16 protein-coding genes are annotated in these 18670 nt (G+C 70.9%); 8 read left to right on the forward strand and 8 right to left on the reverse strand.

Annotation, left to right across the window (positions count from 1 at the left end; genetic code table 11):
* Positions 1-62: 62 nt before the first annotated feature.
* The 4 genes from ABKW26_RS13340 to ABKW26_RS13355 are packed head-to-tail and all read left to right on the forward strand — an operon-like array spanning position 63 to position 5194.
* Positions 63-1121 (forward strand): ABC transporter permease, encoded by a 1059-nt coding sequence (locus tag ABKW26_RS13340; RefSeq protein ID WP_348594259.1) that lies wholly within the window; start codon positions 63-65, stop codon positions 1119-1121.
* Positions 1121-2128, forward strand: coding sequence for an ABC transporter permease (locus tag ABKW26_RS13345; protein ID WP_348594260.1), 1008 nt, complete (start codon positions 1121-1123; stop codon positions 2126-2128). Before ABKW26_RS13340 ends, ABKW26_RS13345 begins: the two co-directional genes overlap by 1 nt.
* On the forward strand, positions 2125-3867 hold the full coding sequence (locus tag ABKW26_RS13350; RefSeq protein WP_348594261.1) for an ABC transporter ATP-binding protein: 1743 nt from the start codon (positions 2125-2127) through the stop codon (positions 3865-3867). Before ABKW26_RS13345 ends, ABKW26_RS13350 begins: the two co-directional genes overlap by 4 nt.
* A 40-nt stretch (positions 3868-3907) precedes the next feature.
* A complete protein-coding gene (locus ABKW26_RS13355) occupies positions 3908-5194 on the forward strand; it encodes a hemolysin family protein (protein ID WP_348594262.1) in 1287 nt (428 codons plus the stop codon).
* Here ABKW26_RS13355 and ABKW26_RS13360 read toward each other — a convergent pair.
* From ABKW26_RS13360 to ABKW26_RS13370, 3 genes are all read right to left on the reverse strand, one after another.
* The gene (locus tag ABKW26_RS13360) at positions 5127-6578 is read right to left on the reverse strand and encodes a GGDEF domain-containing protein (protein ID WP_348594263.1); all 1452 of its coding nucleotides are present in this window, start codon (positions 6576-6578) and stop codon (positions 5127-5129) included. The genes ABKW26_RS13355 and ABKW26_RS13360 overlap by 68 nt on opposite strands.
* A gap of 279 nt (positions 6579-6857) precedes the next feature.
* Positions 6858-8528, reverse strand: a complete 1671-nt coding sequence (locus ABKW26_RS13365) for a ribonuclease J (protein ID WP_348594314.1) — start codon at positions 8526-8528, stop codon at positions 6858-6860.
* A 121-nt stretch (positions 8529-8649) separates the two neighbouring features.
* Positions 8650-10269 (reverse strand): peptide chain release factor 3, encoded by a 1620-nt coding sequence (locus ABKW26_RS13370; RefSeq protein WP_348594315.1) that lies wholly within the window; start codon positions 10267-10269, stop codon positions 8650-8652.
* Between the two features lie 320 nt (positions 10270-10589).
* Between ABKW26_RS13370 and ABKW26_RS13375 the strand changes: the two genes are divergently transcribed.
* On the forward strand, positions 10590-11291 hold the full coding sequence (locus ABKW26_RS13375; RefSeq protein ID WP_348594264.1) for a class II aldolase/adducin family protein: 702 nt from the start codon (positions 10590-10592) through the stop codon (positions 11289-11291).
* 98 nt (positions 11292-11389) lie between these two features.
* On the opposite strand, the gene ABKW26_RS13380 is transcribed toward ABKW26_RS13375, so the two are convergent.
* Entirely contained in the window at positions 11390-11716 is a 327-nt protein-coding gene (locus tag ABKW26_RS13380; RefSeq protein WP_348594265.1) for a DUF6223 family protein, read from the reverse strand.
* 114 nt (positions 11717-11830) lie between these two features.
* On the opposite strand from ABKW26_RS13380, the gene ABKW26_RS13385 reads away from it, so the two are divergent.
* A complete protein-coding gene (locus ABKW26_RS13385; protein WP_348594266.1) occupies positions 11831-12466 on the forward strand; it encodes a TetR/AcrR family transcriptional regulator in 636 nt (211 codons plus the stop codon).
* A gap of 15 nt (positions 12467-12481) precedes the next feature.
* Here the strand turns inward: ABKW26_RS13385 and ABKW26_RS13390 are convergent, their stop codons facing one another.
* Both ABKW26_RS13390 and ABKW26_RS13395 read right to left on the reverse strand, forming a co-directional pair.
* Positions 12482-14026, reverse strand: coding sequence for a SpoIIE family protein phosphatase (locus ABKW26_RS13390; RefSeq protein ID WP_348594267.1), 1545 nt, complete (start codon positions 14024-14026; stop codon positions 12482-12484).
* Positions 14023-14820, reverse strand: a complete 798-nt coding sequence (locus ABKW26_RS13395) for an alpha/beta hydrolase (protein WP_348594268.1) — start codon at positions 14818-14820, stop codon at positions 14023-14025. The genes ABKW26_RS13390 and ABKW26_RS13395 overlap by 4 nt, the downstream gene beginning before the upstream one ends.
* 148 nt (positions 14821-14968) lie before the next feature.
* On the opposite strand from ABKW26_RS13395, the gene ABKW26_RS13400 reads away from it, so the two are divergent.
* Positions 14969-15982 (forward strand): aldo/keto reductase, encoded by a 1014-nt coding sequence (locus ABKW26_RS13400; protein ID WP_348594316.1) that lies wholly within the window; start codon positions 14969-14971, stop codon positions 15980-15982.
* A 3-nt stretch (positions 15983-15985) separates the two neighbouring features.
* Entirely contained in the window at positions 15986-16699 is a 714-nt protein-coding gene (locus ABKW26_RS13405; protein ID WP_348594269.1) for a ThuA domain-containing protein, read from the forward strand.
* A 74-nt stretch (positions 16700-16773) separates the two neighbouring features.
* Here ABKW26_RS13405 and ABKW26_RS13410 read toward each other — a convergent pair whose 3' ends face one another.
* Both ABKW26_RS13410 and ABKW26_RS13415 read right to left on the reverse strand, forming a co-directional pair.
* The gene (locus tag ABKW26_RS13410) at positions 16774-18093 is read right to left on the reverse strand and encodes a diguanylate cyclase (RefSeq protein ID WP_348594270.1); all 1320 of its coding nucleotides are present in this window, start codon (positions 18091-18093) and stop codon (positions 16774-16776) included.
* A 93-nt stretch (positions 18094-18186) separates the two neighbouring features.
* Positions 18187-18633 (reverse strand): ATP-binding protein, encoded by a 447-nt coding sequence (locus ABKW26_RS13415; protein WP_348594271.1) that lies wholly within the window; start codon positions 18631-18633, stop codon positions 18187-18189.
* Positions 18634-18670: the final 37 nt, after the last annotated feature.

Here is an 18670-nt window from a genome sequence, read left to right on the forward strand (position 1 = left end):
CCCCCCCCCCCCCCCCCCCCCCCCCCCGCCACACGTCCTCGATCCCCTGACGAACGGACATCATGGCTGTCAGCGCCCTTCCACGCAGCGTCCTCCCACGCAGCCCGCTCGTGAGATACCTCCTCGTGCGGCTGCTCCTCATCATCCCGACCGTCCTCATCCTCGTCACGGTCGTGTTCTTCTTCATGCGGGTCATCGGTGACCCGATCACCGCCGCGCAGGGCGGGCGCCTGACGCCCGAGCAGCTCGACCTCCGCCGCGCCGCCTCCGGCTTCGACCGGCCGATCCTCACGCAGTACCTCGAGTACCTCGGGGGCCTCGTCCGCGGGGACTTCGGGACCGCGCTCACGGACCGCCGCGAGATCAGCGAGGTCCTCATCACGAACGGCGCCGCGACCCTCGAGCTGACCTTCTGGGCTCTGCTCGTCGCGTTCCTCGTCGGTGTGCCGCTCGGTCGCCTCGCAGCTCGCTACCGTGACCGCCTCCCGGACGTGTCGATCCGCCTCTTCGCGATCCTCGTCTACGCGGCACCGGTCTTCTTCATCGGCCTGCTGCTCAAGCTCCTCTTCTCCTCGACCCTCGGCTGGCTGCCGTCGTCGGGGCGTGCCGCGCCTGCCGTGTCGATCGCGCTGAACAACGTGCAGCCGAAGACGAACATCATGATCATCGACGCGATCCTCTACGGGGAGCCCGAGTACATCCTCGACGTGCTCGCGCACGCCGTCCTCCCGGCCGTCGCTCTCGGCCTGCTCACCGCCGGGGTGTTCATCCGTCTCATCCGCATCAACCTCCTCGAGACGATGCGCACCGACTACGTCACGGCCGCCCGTGCCCGCGGCGTCTCGGAGTCCGTCGTCGTGCGCAAGCACGCCTTCCGCAACGCGCTCGTCCCCATCGTCACCGTCATGGGGATGCAGATCGCGATGCTCCTCGGTGGGGCCATCCTCACCGAGACGACGTTCGAGTGGCAGGGCCTCGGGTACATCCTGTCCCGGTACCTGCTCGCCCGTGACTTCGTCGCCGTCCAGGGGATCGTCACCGCCATCGCGGTGGTCGTCGCGATCACGAGCTTCCTCATCGACCTGATCAACGCGCTCGTCGACCCGAGGGTGAGGTACTGATGTCTGCCATCGTCGCCACCGAGACCGACGGTCTCGTCCCACCCGAAGGCGGTCGCCGGGGCTTCCCCGGCGTCGCGCTCCTGCGCTCCACGCACGGCCTCCAACGAGGCATGCTCATCACGGGGCTCGTCATCATCGCGATCTTCGTGCTCGTCGCGATCTTCGCGCCGCTCCTCGCGCCGTACGGCTTCAACGACGACCGCGTCGACGGTGTCCCCTTCGGTACGCAGCAGGCGCCGTCCGCGGCGCACTGGTTCGGCACGACGGTCGGCGGCCAGGACGTGCTCTCACGCGTGCTCTTCGGAGCACGCACTGCACTCCAGGTCATCGTGCTCGCCGTAGCGATCTCGCTCGCCGTCGGCGTCCCGCTCGGTCTCGTCTCCGGCTACGTCGGCGGCAAGCTCGACCGTGCGCTCGTCCTCGTCACCGACGCCCTCTACGCGTTCCCGTCGCTGCTCCTCGCGATCATCGTCGCGATCATGATCACCGGCGGACGCTCCACCCCGGCCGGCGGCATCCTGGCAGCGGCGATCTCCATCACCGTCGTGTTCGTGCCCCAGTACTTCCGGGTGGTCCGCAACGCGACGGTGTCCGTCAAGCACGAGCCCTTCGTCGACGCGGCCCGCATCACCGGGGCCAAGCCGCGCCGGATCATGTTCAAGCACGTGCTGCCGAACGTCTCCCAGACCATCCCGGTCCTCGCGACGCTCAACGCCTCCGAGGCGATCCTCACGCTCGCCGGCCTCGGGTTCCTCGGTTTCGGCATCGAGCCGTCCGCGGCGGCCGAGTGGGGCTACGACCTCAACAAGGCGCTGTCCGACGCGACGAACGACATCTGGTGGACCGGGACCTTCCCTGGCCTCGCGATCGTCCTCGTCGTCACCGGTGTCACGCTCGTGGGCGAGAGCCTCAACGACGTGCTCAACCCGCTCCTGCGCACCCGCGGCAGCGGCGCGACGACGGCCGACGAGGCCGAGGTCGCCCTCCCAGAGAAGGACCTCTCATGACTGCAGAGCCCATCCTCCGGCTCGACCGGCTGAGCGTCGCGTTCGCTGCCGACGCGGGCGCCGTCCAGGCCGTCCGGGAGGCGAGCTTCGACGTCGGGCCCGGCGAGATCGTCGCCGTCGTCGGGGAGTCCGGATCCGGCAAGTCCGTCAGCTCGCGCGCCCTCCTCGGGCTGCTCCCGGGCTACGCCACGGTCACCGGCTCAGCCACGCTCGACGGTGCCGAGCTCACCACGCTCCGTGGGGAGTCGATGCGCAAGGTTCGTGGCCGGCGCATCGCGATGATCTTCCAGGAGCCGTCGACGTCGCTCGACCCCGTGCGGACCGTCGGCTGGCAGATCTGCGAGGCTCTGCGCGCGCACTCCCGGATGAGTCGGCGCGCCGCCACGGCGCGGGCCGTCGAGCTGCTCGAGCTCGTCGGGATCCCGGACCCGGCGCGTCGCGTGAAGTCCTACCCGCACCAGATGTCCGGCGGGCAGAAGCAGCGCGTCATGATCGCCATCGCGATCGCGTGCGACCCCGAGGTGATCATCGCCGACGAACCGACGACCGCCCTCGACGTCACCGTCCAGGCCCAGATCCTCGACCTCCTGCGAGACCTCCGGGACCGTCTCGGCACCGCGATCGTGCTCATCACCCACAACATGGGAGTCGTGGCGGACCTCGCGGACCGCGTCGTCGTCATGTACAAGGGCGAGGTCGTCGAGCAGGCGAGCGTCCACGACCTCTTCGAGGCACCGCAGCACCCGTACACGCAGCGGCTCCTCGCCGCCGTGCCGCACCTCGGCAAGGCGACCCACACCGAGCTCCCGGGGGCCGCGCCGCGCGCGGTCGTCGTCGAGCCCGACCTGCGGGGTGTGCCCACCACGGCCGACCCCGGCAGCACCGTGGAACCGGGCAAGAGCACGCGGGGGGTCTCCGCGCTCGCGGTGGAGAACCTCGTCGTCGACTTCCCCGGTCGGCTCGGGAGCCCGAGCGTCCGGGCCGTCGACGACGTCTCCTTCTCCATCGCACCGGGCGCCGTCCTCGGTCTCGTGGGGGAGTCCGGCTCGGGCAAGACGACGGTCGGCCGGTGCGCGGTGGGCCTCGTGCCGGCCTCGGGCGGGTCCGTCAAGGTGTTCGGCGACGACCTCGCACGGGCGTCCGCGAGGTCGCTGCGGGACCTGCGCCGTCGCTTCGGCTTCGTCTTCCAGGACCCGGCCGCCTCGCTCAACCCGCGGGCGAGCGTCGGTGCCTGCATCTCCGAGCCGCTCGTGGTCCACGACGAGGGCGACCACGCCTCGCGCCGCGCGCGGGTCCGCGAGCTGCTCGAGGCCGTCGAGCTGCCGGCGGCCTTCGCCGCCCGGTACCCCCACGAGCTCTCCGGCGGCCAGCGGCAGCGCGTGAGCCTCGCACGAGCGCTCGTCCTGAGCCCGGACCTCCTCGTGGCCGACGAGCCGACGAGCGCCCTCGACGTCAGCGTCCAGGCGACGGTGCTCGCCCTCTTCCGCACGCTCCAGGCGGAGATGGGCTTCGCGTGCCTGTTCATCAGCCACGACCTCGCGGTCGTCGACATCGTCGCGCACGACGTCGCGGTGATGAGCAACGGCCGGCTCGTCGAGGTCGGTGCGACCTCGGACGTGCTGCGGAACCCGCAGCAGGAGTACACCCGTGCGCTCCTCGCGGCCGTGCCCGTACCCGACCCGCGCGAGCAGGCGGTCCGGCGCCTCGCGCGCGCCGAGCTCCTCGACACCCTGGGGTGACGGTCGTGTTGTAGCGTTGTCGTGAGGAGGCTCACGGCAGATGGACGCGGGAACCGGGCTCAACGTGGCGCTGGTCGTGGTGTTCGTCCTCATCGGAGGAGTCTTCGCCGGGACCGAGCTCGCGCTCGTCGCTCTCCGGGACTCGCAGGTGGCACGGCTCGAGGAGCGCAGCCCGCGAGGTGCGCGCGTCGCAGCCGTGGCGAGGAACCCCAACCGGTTCCTCGCCGCGGTCCAGATCGGTGTCACGTTCGCCGGTTTCTTCTCGGCGGCCTACGGAGCCTCGACGCTCGCCCCGGACTTCGTCCCTGCGCTCGAGCGTGCCGGTCTCGCACCCGCTCTCGCCCCGACCGTCGCACTCGTCCTGCTGACTGTCGTCATCTCCTACCTCTCCCTGGTGCTCGGCGAGCTCGTGCCCAAGCGCCTCGCCCTGCAGCGACCGGAGCGGGTCGCGCTCGTGGTCGCGCCACCGCTCGACCGGTTCGCGAGCGCGATGCGGCCCGTCATCTGGCTGCTGTCCGTCTCGACCGACCTCGTCATCCGCATGGTCGGGGGCAACCCGGCCACCCGTGGTGAACCGATGACGTCCGAGGAGCTGCGCAGGCTCGTCGCAGCCCACGAAGGGTTCCCGGACGACCAGCGGGAGATGCTCGCAGGGGTGCTCGCGGCGGCCGACCGGTCCGTCGCCGAGACGATGCGACCACGCGCCGAGGTCGAGTTCCTCGCAGCCCACCTGCCCCTGGCGCAGGCCGCTGCGATCGCCCACTCCCTGCCGTACTCCCGGTACCCGGTCATCGGTGTCGACTTCGACGACGTCGTCGGCTTCATCCATGTTCGAGACCTGCTCGACCGGCTGGACGACAGCCCGCTCGAGGAGGGCCTGACCGTGCGGGACGTGGCACGGGAGGTCCTCGAGCTCCCCGGGACGAACAGGCTCCTGCCGTCGCTCGCGCTCATGCGCCGGGTCGGAGTCCACCTCGCGGTCGTCGTCGACGAGTACGGCGGGACGGACGGGATCGTCACGCTCGAGGACCTGGTCGAGGAGCTCGTCGGAGACATCCGCGACGAGCACGACCCGGCACCCGAGCCCTTCGCCGAGGGGGACTTCGACGGCGGCCTGACGATCGAGGCCTTCGCCGCAGCGAGCGGGATCGAGCTCGCCGACGGACCGTACGAGACGGTGGCCGGCTACGTCGTCGCGCGGCTCGGACGCCTCGCGGTGGTCGGCGACGCGGTCGACACGGACGGGCATCGCCTCACCGTCACGAGTGTCGAGGACCGTCGGGTTCGTCGGGTCCGCTCGACGACCGCACCAGGCTCACCGGACTGACGGTGCCGACCGGCGCACTGCGCGGGCTGGTGACGCGCTCGCGGCGCTTGTCGAGGTACATGCGCGCGTCGGCGAAGGACAGGAGCCGTTCGACGGTGACACCTTCGCCGCGCGTGACCGCTACGGAGCCGATGCTCACGTCGACGACGATCGTCGCCCCACTGATGTCCATCGGCGCGGAGACGGCGTCGCGCACCCGGTCGACCGTCAGCGTCTCGAGGTCGTCACCGTCGCACGGGAGCACGACGACGAACTCGTCACCGCCGAGCCGCGCCACGAAGTCTTCGTGCCTGACCGCGCCGGCCAGGCGCTCTGCCACCTGGACGAGGACCTGGTCTCCCGTGCCGTGACCGTGCTCGTCGTTGACGAGCTTGAAGTCGTCGAGGTCGAGGAAGCACACCCGTGCGCCGGCCAGGGTGCCGTCGTCGACCCCGCGCACGGTCTCCTCCAGGTGGGCGGTGGCGGCACGGCGGTTCGGCAGACCGGTGAGGTCGTCGTGGCGCGCCTGGCGGACGAGGTCGTCCTGGGCCTTCTCGAAGAGGCCGGCGATCTGCCACACCCGGACGAGGAAGAGCGGGACGACGACGAGCGAGCCGACGATGAGGAGGGCGGGGTCCGATCCTGTCCCGGTGAGCTCGAGGACGCCGGCGAGCAGGAGGTTGGAGCAGACCGCGACACCGAGGACGAGCAGGTGGGGAAGGGTGAGGGTCTGTGCGAGCGGGCGCCCTGGGGTGCGGAGCGCAGCTCGCGACGGGTGCGCTGCGGCGGCTCCGAGGGCGAGGTAGGCGATGATCCAGACGAAGTCCTTCAGGCCGCCGTCGGGGACGCCTGGGGTGGTCTCGGTCGTGGCCGAGACGACTGTGGCGACGAGCATCGCGACCGCCGCGAGCAGCAGGTAGCCGAGCGTGGGACGCGCCTCGCGGGCGGTGATCGCGGCGCGGGCGACCGCACCGGTCGTGCCGCACACGAGCAGCACGATGACGAGCGACAGGGCGCGTGTCCCGGCTCCGGCGCCCTGGGCGTCGAGCGCGGGGGCGAGGACGAGCGACCAGAGGAGACCTGCGACGCTCACGGAGACGATCGAGGAGTCGACGACGGCACCGCCGTCCCCGCGTGCGACGGGTATGACGACGAGGACTGCAGCGACGAGCAGGCCCACGTAGGCGAGCAGGAGCGTCATGGTCGACAGGAGGCCTGTGGACTGCGCCTGGCCCTGGATGGGCACCTGGACGAGCCAGACGATGTTGTGGACCGTCGACGAGAGCAGCGCACCGGTGATGAGGTACCAGGGAGCGGGGTGCGGTGGCCGTCGGACGACGAGCATGGTGGCGACTGCGGCGACCGGGACGAGGTTCGCTGCGAGGAACACGACACCGCTGGTCACTGCGTCTGTCAGGGCGCGGGAGGCCCCGAGCGTGACGAGGGCGAACGCAAAACCCACGTGCGTGGCGCCCGCAGCACGTGATGTGGTTCTCAGGGTGGTGATGGCGGCTCTATCGACCGCGCGGCGGCGATCTGAAGACACCTGGCGGGTGGTCTCACGCCCTGGGCGCCGGGAGGTGCCGTCGGTTCACAGTCGAGGAGAGCCGCGAGGAGCCCGCACGCGTCGCGTGCGGGCTCCTCGGGTGGTGCGGATCGTGCAGGTGCTGCGGTTCCTCAGGCGCTACGCGTCGACGACGATCGCGTTGACGAGCGGCTCGCGACGGTACGTGCGCTGGAGCCAGCGGGCGACCGACTTGGCGATGACGCCCTCGATCTTGTCGATGTCGCCGGCGTCGCGCTTGGGCAGCTGGGCGAGCGCCTTCTCGATCTCGACGACGGCCGCGTCGAACGTGTGCCCGTCGTGGACGAACCCGCGCGTGATGAACTCGGGCTTCTCGGCCATGACGCCGAGGTCGAGGTCGACGAGCGCGAGGACGGTGACGATGCCCTTGGACCCGAGGGCGCGGCGCTCGGCGAGGGTGTCCTCGGTCGCGGAGCCGACGGTCTGGCCGTCGACGTAGACGTACCCTGCCGGTACCTTGCCGACGATCGACAGCTTGCCGCGGACGAGGTCCATGACGACGCCGTCCTGCGCGACGATGACGTTGTTCGACGGCACACCGGTCTTCTCGGCGAGCGCGGCGTTGGCGCGCAGGTGGCGAGCCTCGCCGTGGATCGGGATGACGTTCTTCGGCTTGACGATGTTGTAGCAGTAGACGAGCTCGCCGGCGCTGGCGTGGCCGGAGACGTGCACCTTGGCGTTGCCCTTGTGGACGATGTTGGCGCCGAGGTCGGTGAGCGAGTTGATGACGCGGTAGATGGCGTTCTCGTTGCCCGGGATGAGCGAGCTCGCGAGGAGGACGGTGTCACCCTCTTCGACCTTGATGACGTGCTCGCCGTTGGACATGCGGGAGAGTGCGGCCATCGGCTCGCCTTGCGACCCGGTGCACACGAGGCAGATCTTGTCGGCGGGCATCGACTCGAGCTTCTTGAGGTCGACGACGAGGCCGCGGGGGATCTTGAGGTAGCCGAGCTCCTCGGCGATCCCCATGTTGCGGACCATGGAGCGGCCGACGAACGCGACCTTGCGACCGGACTCGTGGGCGGAGTCGAGGACCTGCTGGATGCGGTGGATGTGGCTGGCGAAGCTCGACACGATGACGCGCTTCGGTGCGGTGCGGAACACCTTCTCGATCGCGGGGGCGAGCTCCTCCTCCGACATCGTGAAGCCGGGGACTTCGGCGTTGGTCGAGTCCGTCATGAAGACGTCGACGCCCTCCGCGCCCAGGCGGGCGAAGTGGTTGAGGTCGGTGATCCGCTTGTCGAGCGGGAACTGGTCCATCTTGAAGTCGCCCGTGTTGAGGACGATGCCGGCACGGGTGCGGATCGCGACGGCCAGGCCGTCGGGGATGGAGTGGTTGACCGCGACGAACTCGAGGTCGAACGGGCCCTGCTTGGAGGTGCCGCCGGCCTCCACCTCGATGGTGCGGGGGCGGATGCGGTGCTCCTTGAGCTTCGCGGTGATGAACGCGAGCGTGAGCTTGGAGCCGATGACGGGGATGTCCGCGCGCTCCTTGAGGAGGTACGGGACACCGCCGATGTGGTCCTCGTGACCGTGGGTGAGCACGATCGCGACGATGTCCTTGAGACGGTCCCGGATGGAGGTGAAGTCGGCGAGGATGACGTCGACGCCGGGCTGGTGCTCCTCGGGGAAGAGCACGCCGCAGTCGACGATGAGGAGCTTGCCCTCGATCTCGTAGACGGTCATGTTGCGGCCGATCTCGCCGAGGCCGCCGAGGGGCGTGATGCGCAGGCCGCCGCGGGGGAGTGCGGGGGGCGCGGAGAGGTTCATCTTCGTGGAGCTGAGCAAGGTGTGACCTTCAGTCGTCAGGGGCCCTGGTGGGGCCGGGTTGACCGGTCCTGCGGAGCGACCGGTTCGCGGGTGTTCTTCGTGCTTCAAAGGTGTGGGCTCGTCAGGTGGCGACGAGCGGGTCGAGCACCGCGTCGGGGAGGCGGTTGCGGACCGAGGTGACACGCCAGCGGTCCGGGAAGAGCGCCAGGTACTCGCCGTCCTCGCGCTGGAGGACCTCGACACCGAGCTGTGCGTTGAGCGCCTCGACCCAGTCCGCCGTGGTGCGCAGCGCGATCTCGTACTGCAGGCGGTCGAGCGTGACCGGCGAGTTGAACTCCGTGCCCATGCGGTGCTGCGCGACCTCGAACTGCATCGGGCCGACAGCAGCCAGCACGGGCGCCTGGTCACCGCGCAGGTCCGAGCGCAGCACCTGCACGACGCCCTCGGCGCCGAGCTGCATCACGCCGCGCTGGAACTGCTTGTAACGGGACACGTCCTTGGCTCGCATGACGGCAAAGTGCTCAGGTGCAAACGTGGGCAACGGCGGGTACTCGACCGGCTTGTCGAGGTACAGCGTATCTCCCACACGGAGGTTTGCCGCATTGACGAGCCCGATGACGTCGCCGGGGTAGGCGGTGTCGACGATGGATCGCTCGCGTCCGAAGACCTGCTGGGCGTACTTCGTGGCGAACGGGCGCCCGGTGCGGCTCGAGGTGACGACCATCCCGCGCTCGAAGACGCCGGAGCAGATGCGGGCGAACGCGAGGCGGTCGCGGTGGGCGGTGTCCATGCCGGCCTGCATCTTGAAGACGAAGGCGGAGAACGGGGCCTCGACCGGTCGGGGTGTCCCGGCGACGGTCGGGCGCGGCGTCGGGGAGGGGGCGACGTCGACGAGGACGTCGAGCAGGGCGTGGACACCGAAGTTCTGGACGGCGGAGCCGAAGAGGACGGGGGTGGTCTCACCGGCGAGGAAGGTCTCGGCGTCGTGGTCGGCACCCGAGGCCTCGAGGAGCTCGGACTCCTCGACGGCGGTGGTCCAGGCGATGCCCTCGCGGGCGGAGGCCGCCTCGGGGTCCATGTGCTCCTCGGGGGCGATCGTCGTGCCGCCTGCCGTGCGCGTGAAGCGCGTGTACTCGCCGGTGCGGCGGTCGAGGACGCCGCGGAAGTCGCCGCCGATGCCGACGGGCCAGGTGAGCGGCGTGGGGACGAGCCCGGTGCGCTCCTCGATCTCGTCCATGAGCTCGAGGGCGTCCTTGCCCGGGCGGTCCCACTTGTTGATGACGGTGATGAGGGGGATGCCGCGGTGCTTGCAGACCGCGAAGAGCTTCATCGTCTGGACCTCGAGGCCCTTGGCGGCGTCGACGAGCATGACGGCGGCGTCGACCGCGGACAGGACGCGGTAGGTGTCCTCGGAGAAGTCGGCGTGGCCGGGGGTGTCGACGAGGTTGATGACGGTGTCGCGGTAGGTGAACTGGAGGGACGCGGAGGTGATGGAGATGCCTCGCGCCTGTTCCATGTCCATCCAGTCGGACACCGTGGTCCGGCCCGACTTGCCGTCGGCGCGGCCTGCCTCGCGGATGGCCTTGGCGTGCAGCGCGAGGGCCTCGGTGAGGGTCGACTTCCCGGCGTCGGGGTGGCTGATGACAGCGAAGGAGCGGCGGCGCGAGGCCTCGGCGAGGACGACGGACGGGTCGGTGCCGGGGGCCGGTGCGGTCGCGGGGGCGGTCTCGCTGTCTGGGATTGCCTGGGGCACTGCACATCCTGCACTGTCGGTGGTCGCTCGCGGGTCGTCCCACGGTCGTGGGCGCGCCGAGGGCGTCGGCCCAGCGTGTCGTGGACGGTTCATTGTCTCGCGGATCCGCAGTGCTGCGGACACCGTCCCCATTATCACCCGAGGTAGGTGCTCCCGGCCACGCGGGCTGCGCAGACCTGTGCGGGTGCCTCCCTGCACAGATGCTCACCCGTGCGGGACGTTCGTCCCTGGGCTCGCGTGGGGCAGACCGGCAGGATGAAGGTGTTGAAACGATTCATTCACGCGCGAGAGGACACATGATGACGACCATGACGCACGACGTGACGCATGACGCGACCCACCACGCCGTGGCCCCCGACAGCCTGGCGAGCCTCGCGCTGCGCGAGGAGATCCTCTACTACTGCCACGAGTCGGTGCGCACGGGCCTGAACTTCAACACCCAGGGCAACATCAGCGTCCGCCTCCCGGGTGTCCTCGACGGCGAGGACGCCATCGTCATCACGCCGTCCGACGTCCGGTACGACGTCATGCGACCGGAGGACATGCTCGTCGTCGCGATGGACGGCACCGTGATCGAGGGTGACCTCTTGCCCTCGACCGAGCTGCCCGTCCACCTCGCCCACTACGCGCGCCGGCCCGACGCCCAGGCCGTGGTCCACACCGAGTCGAGCTTCGTCAACGTCCTCGGCGCGCTCGGCCGACGCATCGACCCCGTGCTCCTCAACATGGTGCTCTACGCCAAGGGCCCGGTCGCGATCATGCCCTTCGAGTTCAGCACCAACGCCGACTTCGGCCGGCGCAGCGCCGAGCTCATGGGCGACGACGTCAATGCCGTCGTCTGGGCCAACCACGGCCTGCTCGCCGTCGGCACGTCCCTCAAGCTCGCGTTCAAGGTCGCCGTCGCCGTCGAGGAGAACGCCAAGGTCCTCCACCTCGCCAGCAGCGCCGGCGAACCGACCGTCCTCGTCTACGGCGACATCGACGTGCCGGAGGGTGCCCGGCTGCCCTGAGGCCGGATTCGGGTCCGAACGTAGCCGTCTTCGCCAGCGGCGTGCACGGTTCGGGTGTCGGCTTCCAGCGGTCAGGGCGGCGTCATGTCGGTCGGCGCTCACTCCGAGCGGCGCACCGCAGCGCGCCTCAGGGGGAGCCCGCCCAGCAGCGCTGCGATGATGCCCAGGATGACGGCGATCACGCCGCCTGCGAGGCCGTTGCCCGTGCCGAGGCCGCCCGCAGCGTTGGCGGCGTGGAGGCCACCCATGAGAACGGCGATGGTTCCCAGAGACAGGGCGAGGACGAGGACGCGGGGGTGAGGCGTGCTGGCGCGCGCCTGGGCCAGCACGCCTGCGACCACGCCGAGCAGCCCGACGACGGCTGCCGTGGTGGGGACGAGGCGTCCGGAGCCGAGCTCGTACGCGAGGATCTGTGAGGAGCTCATGGTCTTCCCTTCGTTGTGACGACGGATGGACGGGACCGGTCTGGCCGTGCGCCCCATCCGTTCATTTGGCGTACCATACATTCAATATATGCTCCGTAAACCGAAGAGGTCAACGTGGTCGAAGGTCAGTCGTCCCCCCGCCCGTACGCGTCGCTGCTCCGGACAGCCCAGGCCGACGAGACTCGCGGCCGAATCGCTGCCGCGGCACGTGCGGCCTTCGTGACGCACGGCTGGTCCGGGACGACGGTCCGGGAGGTCGCGCGTGCCGCCGGCGTGTCCGTCCCGACCGTCTACTCCGTGTACGGCAACAAGGTTGGTCTGGCTGCGGCCCTCATGGACGCGGCCGACCTCTCAGCCGACCCGCACAGGGTGGTCACCGAGCTCGAGGAAGCCTCCGGCGATCCTTCGCGCCAGGTCGCAGCGTCCGTCGCGTTCGACCGGCGCCTCTTCGAGCACTCGGGCGACCTGCTGATGGTCCTCCGCGACGCCGCGAGGACCGAGCCCGAGCTGGCCGCCACTCGCCGCGAGGGCCCCCGGCGAGGGGATGCGGCGCGACTGCGGGTGTTCTCGTCCTGGACACCGGGCACGCTGCGCAGCGGGCTCACTCCTCGGCGCGCCGTGGATGTCTATGCCGCGATCTGCAGCCCCGAGGGCTACCTGGAGCTGACGGCCGAGCGTGGATGGACCGGCGACGATGTCCAGGAGTGCTGGACGAGAGTCGTCACGAGGGAGCTTCTCGCTCCGGGCTGACCGAGCCCCCTCGGTTCAGCCGAGCCACGTGAGCAGGAGCAGGCACACGTCGTCGTGCCCCTCGCCCTCGCGGACGAGCCGCTCCATGAGCGTGGCCGTCGCGTCGCCCGGCGACCGGTTGTGCAGGTCACCTGCTGCCGTGACGAGGTCCTGGAGGCGGTCCGGGAGGGGGCGGTCGCGGCGCTCCACCAGGCCGTCGGTGTAGAGCAGCACCTGGTCCCCGGGCTGCAGCTGGACCTCGGCGTCGGTCCGCGGGCGGCCGGGACGTCCCAGGCCGAGCGGCATCGAGCGGCCCTCCCACAGGAGGCGCGCCGGTCCGTCGGCGGGGACGAGCACGGGAGGCAGGTGACCCGCGCAGGCATACCGCAGGCACCCGGTCCGGAGGTCGATCTCGCCGTAGGCGAGCGTCGTCGACGTCGCACCCGGGACCTGGCCGACGAAGTGGTCGAGCCGGGTCAGCAGGGCGGCCGGCCCCACGCCGGGACCGGCGACGGCCCGCACGGCGCTGCGCAGCTGGCCCATCCGGCTCGCGGCGCCGAGACCTTTGCCCACGACGTCGCCGACGACGACGGACAGGACACCGTCCTGCGGCAGGAACGAGTCGTACCAGTCGCCGCCGACCTCGAGCCCGACGACGCCGGGCCGGTACGTCGTGGTGACGACGAAGTGCTCGCCCTGCGGCGTCTCGGAGGACAGCAGGGACTGCTGGAGCTCGTGCGCGACGTTCGCGTTCCGCTCGTAGAGGGTCGCGCGGTCGAGCGCGAGGCCCGCCTGCTGGGCGACGCCCGAGAGCGCGTCGAGGTCGACCGGTTCCGCGGCGGCGTCCGTCCGGGGCGCGATCGAGAGCATGCCCTGGACGGAAGAGATCCCGTGGAGCGGGACGAGGACGCGACCCTGACGCGTCTGCGGAACGTTGCCCGAGAGGTCGAGGTCGAGGTCGGGCATCGGTGAGGTGGCCAGGTCCTCGGCGACCGAGGCGATCGCCCGCAGCCCGTGCTCGGCGTCGGGGACCCACACGGTGGCCGCGGCGGCGCCCAACGACTCGGTCGCGGCACGGAGCAGGGCGTCGGCGACGCTCCCCACGTCGGCGGCCCCGGACAGTGCGGCGGTCGCGCGCAGGAGCAGCCCGGCGCGGGCGGCCGAGGCGTCTGCGGCCGCCCGCGCGGCGAGCAGCTCGCGCTCGTACCTCGACCGCTCGCGCGCGCTGGAGATCGCGACCTGGACGACGGTGCCGGTGGCGGTCGTCACGACGACCGCGCTGATCAGCACGGGCAGGCGGCCGTCGGGGCCCTTGAGCTCGAGCGCCACCTCGTCGAAGCGTCCCTCGGCGTGCAGGAGGGGCGCCAGGTGCGTCTCCCAGTAGATGCGGCCGCCGACGGAGAAGAGCGACGGCAGGCGTACCCGACCGACGACGTCGGACCGGTCTCGGCCGAGCCAGCGCAGGAACGTGCCGTTCGCCTCGAGGACCGTGCCGTCCGGCTGCAGGCTCACGAGGCCGCTGGGGCTCTGCTCCCACCGCTCGTACGGGGCCGGGGTCGGGGCGGGCGCGGTGTCCGTCACGCGGCGAGGAACGTCGCGATCGCAGCGACGAGCTGGTCGGGGGCGCTGAGGTTGGGACAGTGGCCGACGGTGTCGAGCACGACGAGCCGGCTGTTCTCGAGCCGCTCGTGCACGTAGGCGCCGACCTCGGTCGGGGCGATGGCGTCCTGGCGGCACTGGACGACGAGCGCCGGCGTGGTCACGCCTGCGAGATCGGCGCGGTTGTCGGAGAGGAAGGTGGTGCGGGCGAAGTGCCGGGCGATCGCCGGATCCATGCGGCAGAAGCTCGCCGCGAGCTCCTCGCCCAGCTCCGGCCGATCGGGGCGGCCCATGATGACCGGGGCGATGTGCGCGGACCAGCCGAGGTAGTTGTCGTCCATCGTCTCGAGGAGCTCGTCGATCTCGTCCTGGCTGAAGCCGCCGCGGTAGCCGTCGTCGTCGATGTACCGGGGGCTGGGGCTCACGAGGACCAGCGTCTCCACGAGGTCCGGACGCGCGCGTGCGGCGAGGACCCCGATCATGGCGCTCACCGAGTGGCCGACGAACGTCACGGGGCCGAGGTCGAGGGCCTCGAGGATGTCGACGACGTCAGAGGCGTACCCCTCGAGGCGAGCGTGGTGCACGGGGTCGAACGCCGAGGCGTCGGACCCGCCCGCTCCCACGTGGTCGAACAGCACGATCCGGTGGGTGGCCTCGAACTGAGGGACGACGTAGCGCCACATCCCCTGGTCGCACCCGAAACCGTGCGCGAGGACCATCGGAGGCCCGTCCGGGGTACCGACGACCCGGACGTTGCTCCTCGCCAGCGCATCCATGCGACGAGGCTACTGGACGACGCTCGGTGGAGCACGGGCACCTCAGCGGATCTCGAAACGATTCGAGAAACGCTGTCGCCGCGGACGGCTCTCGTGGAATGATCGAGACGTGAACCACTTCCTCGCAGCCGATGACCGTTACTCGACGATGCCGTACCGCCGCAGCGGACGCAGCGGACTCGACCTCCCCGCACTGTCGCTGGGCCTCTGGCACAACTTCGGCGACACGACCGCGTTCGACACCCAGCGCGACGTGCTGCGCCGCGCGTTCGACCTCGGCATCACGCACTTCGACCTCGCCAACAACTACGGGCCGCCCTACGGCTCCGCCGAGGAGAACTTCGGACGCCACCTGGCCGCGGACTTCCGCCCCTACCGCGACGAGCTCGTCATCTCGAGCAAGGCCGGCTACGACATGTGGCCGGGCCCGTACGGCGACGGCGGCAGCCGCAAGTACCTCCTCGCGTCGCTCGACCAGTCGCTGACGCGCATGGGCCTCGACTACGTCGACATCTTCTACTCCCACCGCCCCGATCCCTCGGTCCCGATCGAGGAGACCATGGGTGCGCTGCACACCGCGGTCACGAGCGGTCGCGCGCTCTACGCGGGCGTCTCGAACTACTCCCCGGCGCAGACCCGCGTGGCGCAGCAGGTGCTCGCCGACCTCGGCACGCCGCTCGTCATCCACCAGCCGAGCTACTCGATGTTCAACCGCCACGTCGAGCTCCCCGACGCGGGCAGGACCGACGACGTCGACGCGACCGGCCAGTCGCTCCTCGACACCGTGGGCGACCTCGGTGTCGGCATGATCGTCTTCTCCCCGCTCGCGCAGGGCATGCTCACGGACCGCTACCTCTCCGGCTCCGTGCCGGCGGACTCCCGCGCCGCGGTCGGGCACTTCCTCAAGGCCGAGACGGCACTCAGCGAGACGTACCTCGAGCGGGCGCGCGGCCTCGACGCGATCGCGAAGGGTCGCGGACAGAGCCTCGCGCAGCTCGCTCTCACGTGGCTGCTGCGCGACGAGCGTGTCACGTCCGCGCTCATCGGCGCGAGCAGCGTCGCCCAGCTCGAGAACAACGTCCAGGCCGCGCACGCCGCGCCGCTGACGGCGGACGAGATCGCGGCCATCGAGGTCTTCGCCATCGACGGCACCAACCGCTGAGTCGTGGCGTCCCACGACGTGAAGAGGGTCCTCGTGCTGTCCGGTCGCGGACGGTACGAGGACCCGTGGCACGACATGGCGGCGATCTCGCACCGGGTCGCGACGATCCTCGCCGGAGGGGCGGGGGAGCGGGACGTCGTCGTGCGTGGCTGCTTCCCGGACGCAGCCCGTGACCTCACCGACGTCGACCTGCTCGTCGTCAACACCGCCTCAGGCCGACCCGATGCCGCGCACGACGGTGACGACGCGCGCTGGGCTCCCTTCCACGAGTCCGTCCGCGCGTGGGCCGATGCGGGGAGACCCGTCCTCGCCCTGCACCAGGCGGCCAACTCCTTCGCGGACAGCCCGCACTGGGAGCGGATCCTCGGCGGCCGGTGGGTCGACGGCACGTCCATGCACCCGGAGATCGGGGACGCGGACTTCGAGCTCCTGGCCGACGAGCACGGGCACCCCCTCGGTGCCACGCTCGCGACCGTGCTCGACGGGCAGCGCGTCTCGGCGTTCGACGAGCGCTACTCCTACCTGCGCGTCGCGGACGACGCCCAGGTGCTGCTCAGCCAGCGCCACGACGGGGTGGACCACCCGGTCGTGTGGGTCAACGAGGCGGACGGGCTCCGGGTCGTCTACGACGCCCTGGGCCACGACCTCCGCTCCTACGACTCACCGTCGCGGCGCGCCCTCCTGCTCGCCGAGGTGGACTGGCTCCTCGGGCGCTGACGCTCCCGGCGAACCGACGCTGCTCGGGATCGTCGCTGCCGCTGCCGCAGTCGCTGTCGCTGTCGCTGTCGCGGTCAGGCGAAGGCCTGGCCCGTCCCGGCGCGCTTCGAGCGGTACATCGCCGCGTCGGCGTCGGCGACGAGCGCGTCGGGCGACCCGTCGAGCTGATCGGTCCAGGCGACGCCGACGCTCGCGCTCGTCGTGATCGTCGCGCCCTGGTGCTCGACGGGCTCGCGGAGGAGGTCGGCGATGCGCTGCGCCGTCTGCAGTGCGCCGGCGGGGCTGCACACGTCCGGGCACACGACGAGGAACTCGTCTCCGCCCACGCGGCCGACGATGTCTCGCGACCGGCTCGCCGAGCGCAGCCGCCCGGCGGCTGCGGCGAGGACGCGGTCGCCGGCGGCGTGGCCGAGGCGGTCGTTGACGGACTTGAAGCGGTCGAGGTCGACGAAGATCACGGCGATGCCGCGCTGCTCGCTGGCGTCCTCACCGGCCATGGCGCCATGGAGCGTCGCCATGATCGAGGCACGGTTGTGGCACCCGGTCAGAGCGTCCACCGTGGCGCGCACGGCGAGCTCGTTGCGCAGCACGGTCGCCTGGGTGACGTCCGAGATGGAGCAGATCGCCCCCGTGACGTGGCCGGCGTCGGTGGTCAGCGAGCGCAGAGCGACGTGGCACACCCGGGTCGCGCGTCCCGGGACGTCGACCGTCACCTCGATGTCGCTGTCGTGGGCGAGGGCGAGCACGGCGTCGATGGACGCGGCGACGAGGGCGGAGTCGTCGGGCCCGCACCAGCCGAGCTGCTCCACGAGGGTGCTCGCCGACGGGTTGCCGACGAGGAGCGCGGTGCGGTCGTTCTTGTGGACGATGCGTCCGGCCCGGTCGATCTGGACGACGCCCGACGGGAGCGTCTCGGTCAGCCGGTGCAGGAGCTGCTCGCGGGTGCGGAGCTGCTCGTTGTCCGCGAGCATCTGGGCGAGCTCGGTGTCGACGTCCTCCTCGACGATGACGCCGAGGAGCACGCCGTGGCGGGGACGAGCGTCGACGAGGTGCACGGCTGCGGTGCTGCCGTCGACGAGACGGAGCGTGGTGTCCGCGATCCGCGCCTGCAGGACGGTGTCCCACGCGTCGGCGACCCGGTCCCGGTGCCGGGGCGCGACGAGGTCGAGCGGGGACGACGGCTCGGGTGCCGAGGTCTCGGTGCGCCACCGACGGGCGCGCAGCAGTCGCCTGGTCTCCAGCGCGCGGCGCGGGTCGAGGCGGAGCGAGGGCGGCGGGGGGACGAGCGAGCCGTCGGCACGGATGCCGGTGACCGCGGCCTCGGGATGGGTCCGCAGGAGACACGAGACCACGCGGTCCACGTCGGCGAGCTCGAGCGGTTGGCGGTTGACCATGCCTTCCTCATCGACACCTACCACGGGTACGTGAACCTTTGAGGACAGAAAGTGCAGGTGATCTGTCCGTTCGCTCCCGAGAACCGCCCGAGATCAGGCGGGGGCCGTCGCCTCGGTGAACGGGAACCGGGCCCAGATGTGCTTGGTGCGGTCGGACACGTACCAGCCGACATCGAAGGCGAGGCGCTGCGCGAGGACCAGCCCGAATCCACCGGCACCGAGCTCGCGCCCCTGGGCGACGGCCGGTTCCGTGGACACGTCGTGGTCCGCGACGTCGAGCAGGTGCTCCTCGGTGTTCTCCATGAGCGTGACGATCGTCGGGGGCTTTCCGTGGCGCAGCGCGTTCGTGGCGAGCTCGCTCACGACGAGCACCATCTTCTCGGGGATCGCGTCGAGCGCCGAGCTCTTGACGTACGCGTCACCCGTGAGCTCCTCGAACAAGGACCCCCTGAGCTGACCGAGCCCCTCGGTCGAGTCGAGCACCCACGTGCGCCTCACGGTGAAGTTCTCCGGGGGTCGCGCCGCTCTGATCTCGCTCAATCGATGAACCTCTTCTCCGGGTCGTGCTGCTCGGGTC

This window comes from Sanguibacter sp. 25GB23B1, from assembly GCF_040012415.1.
GTDB lineage: Bacteria > Actinomycetota > Actinomycetes > Actinomycetales > Cellulomonadaceae > Sanguibacter.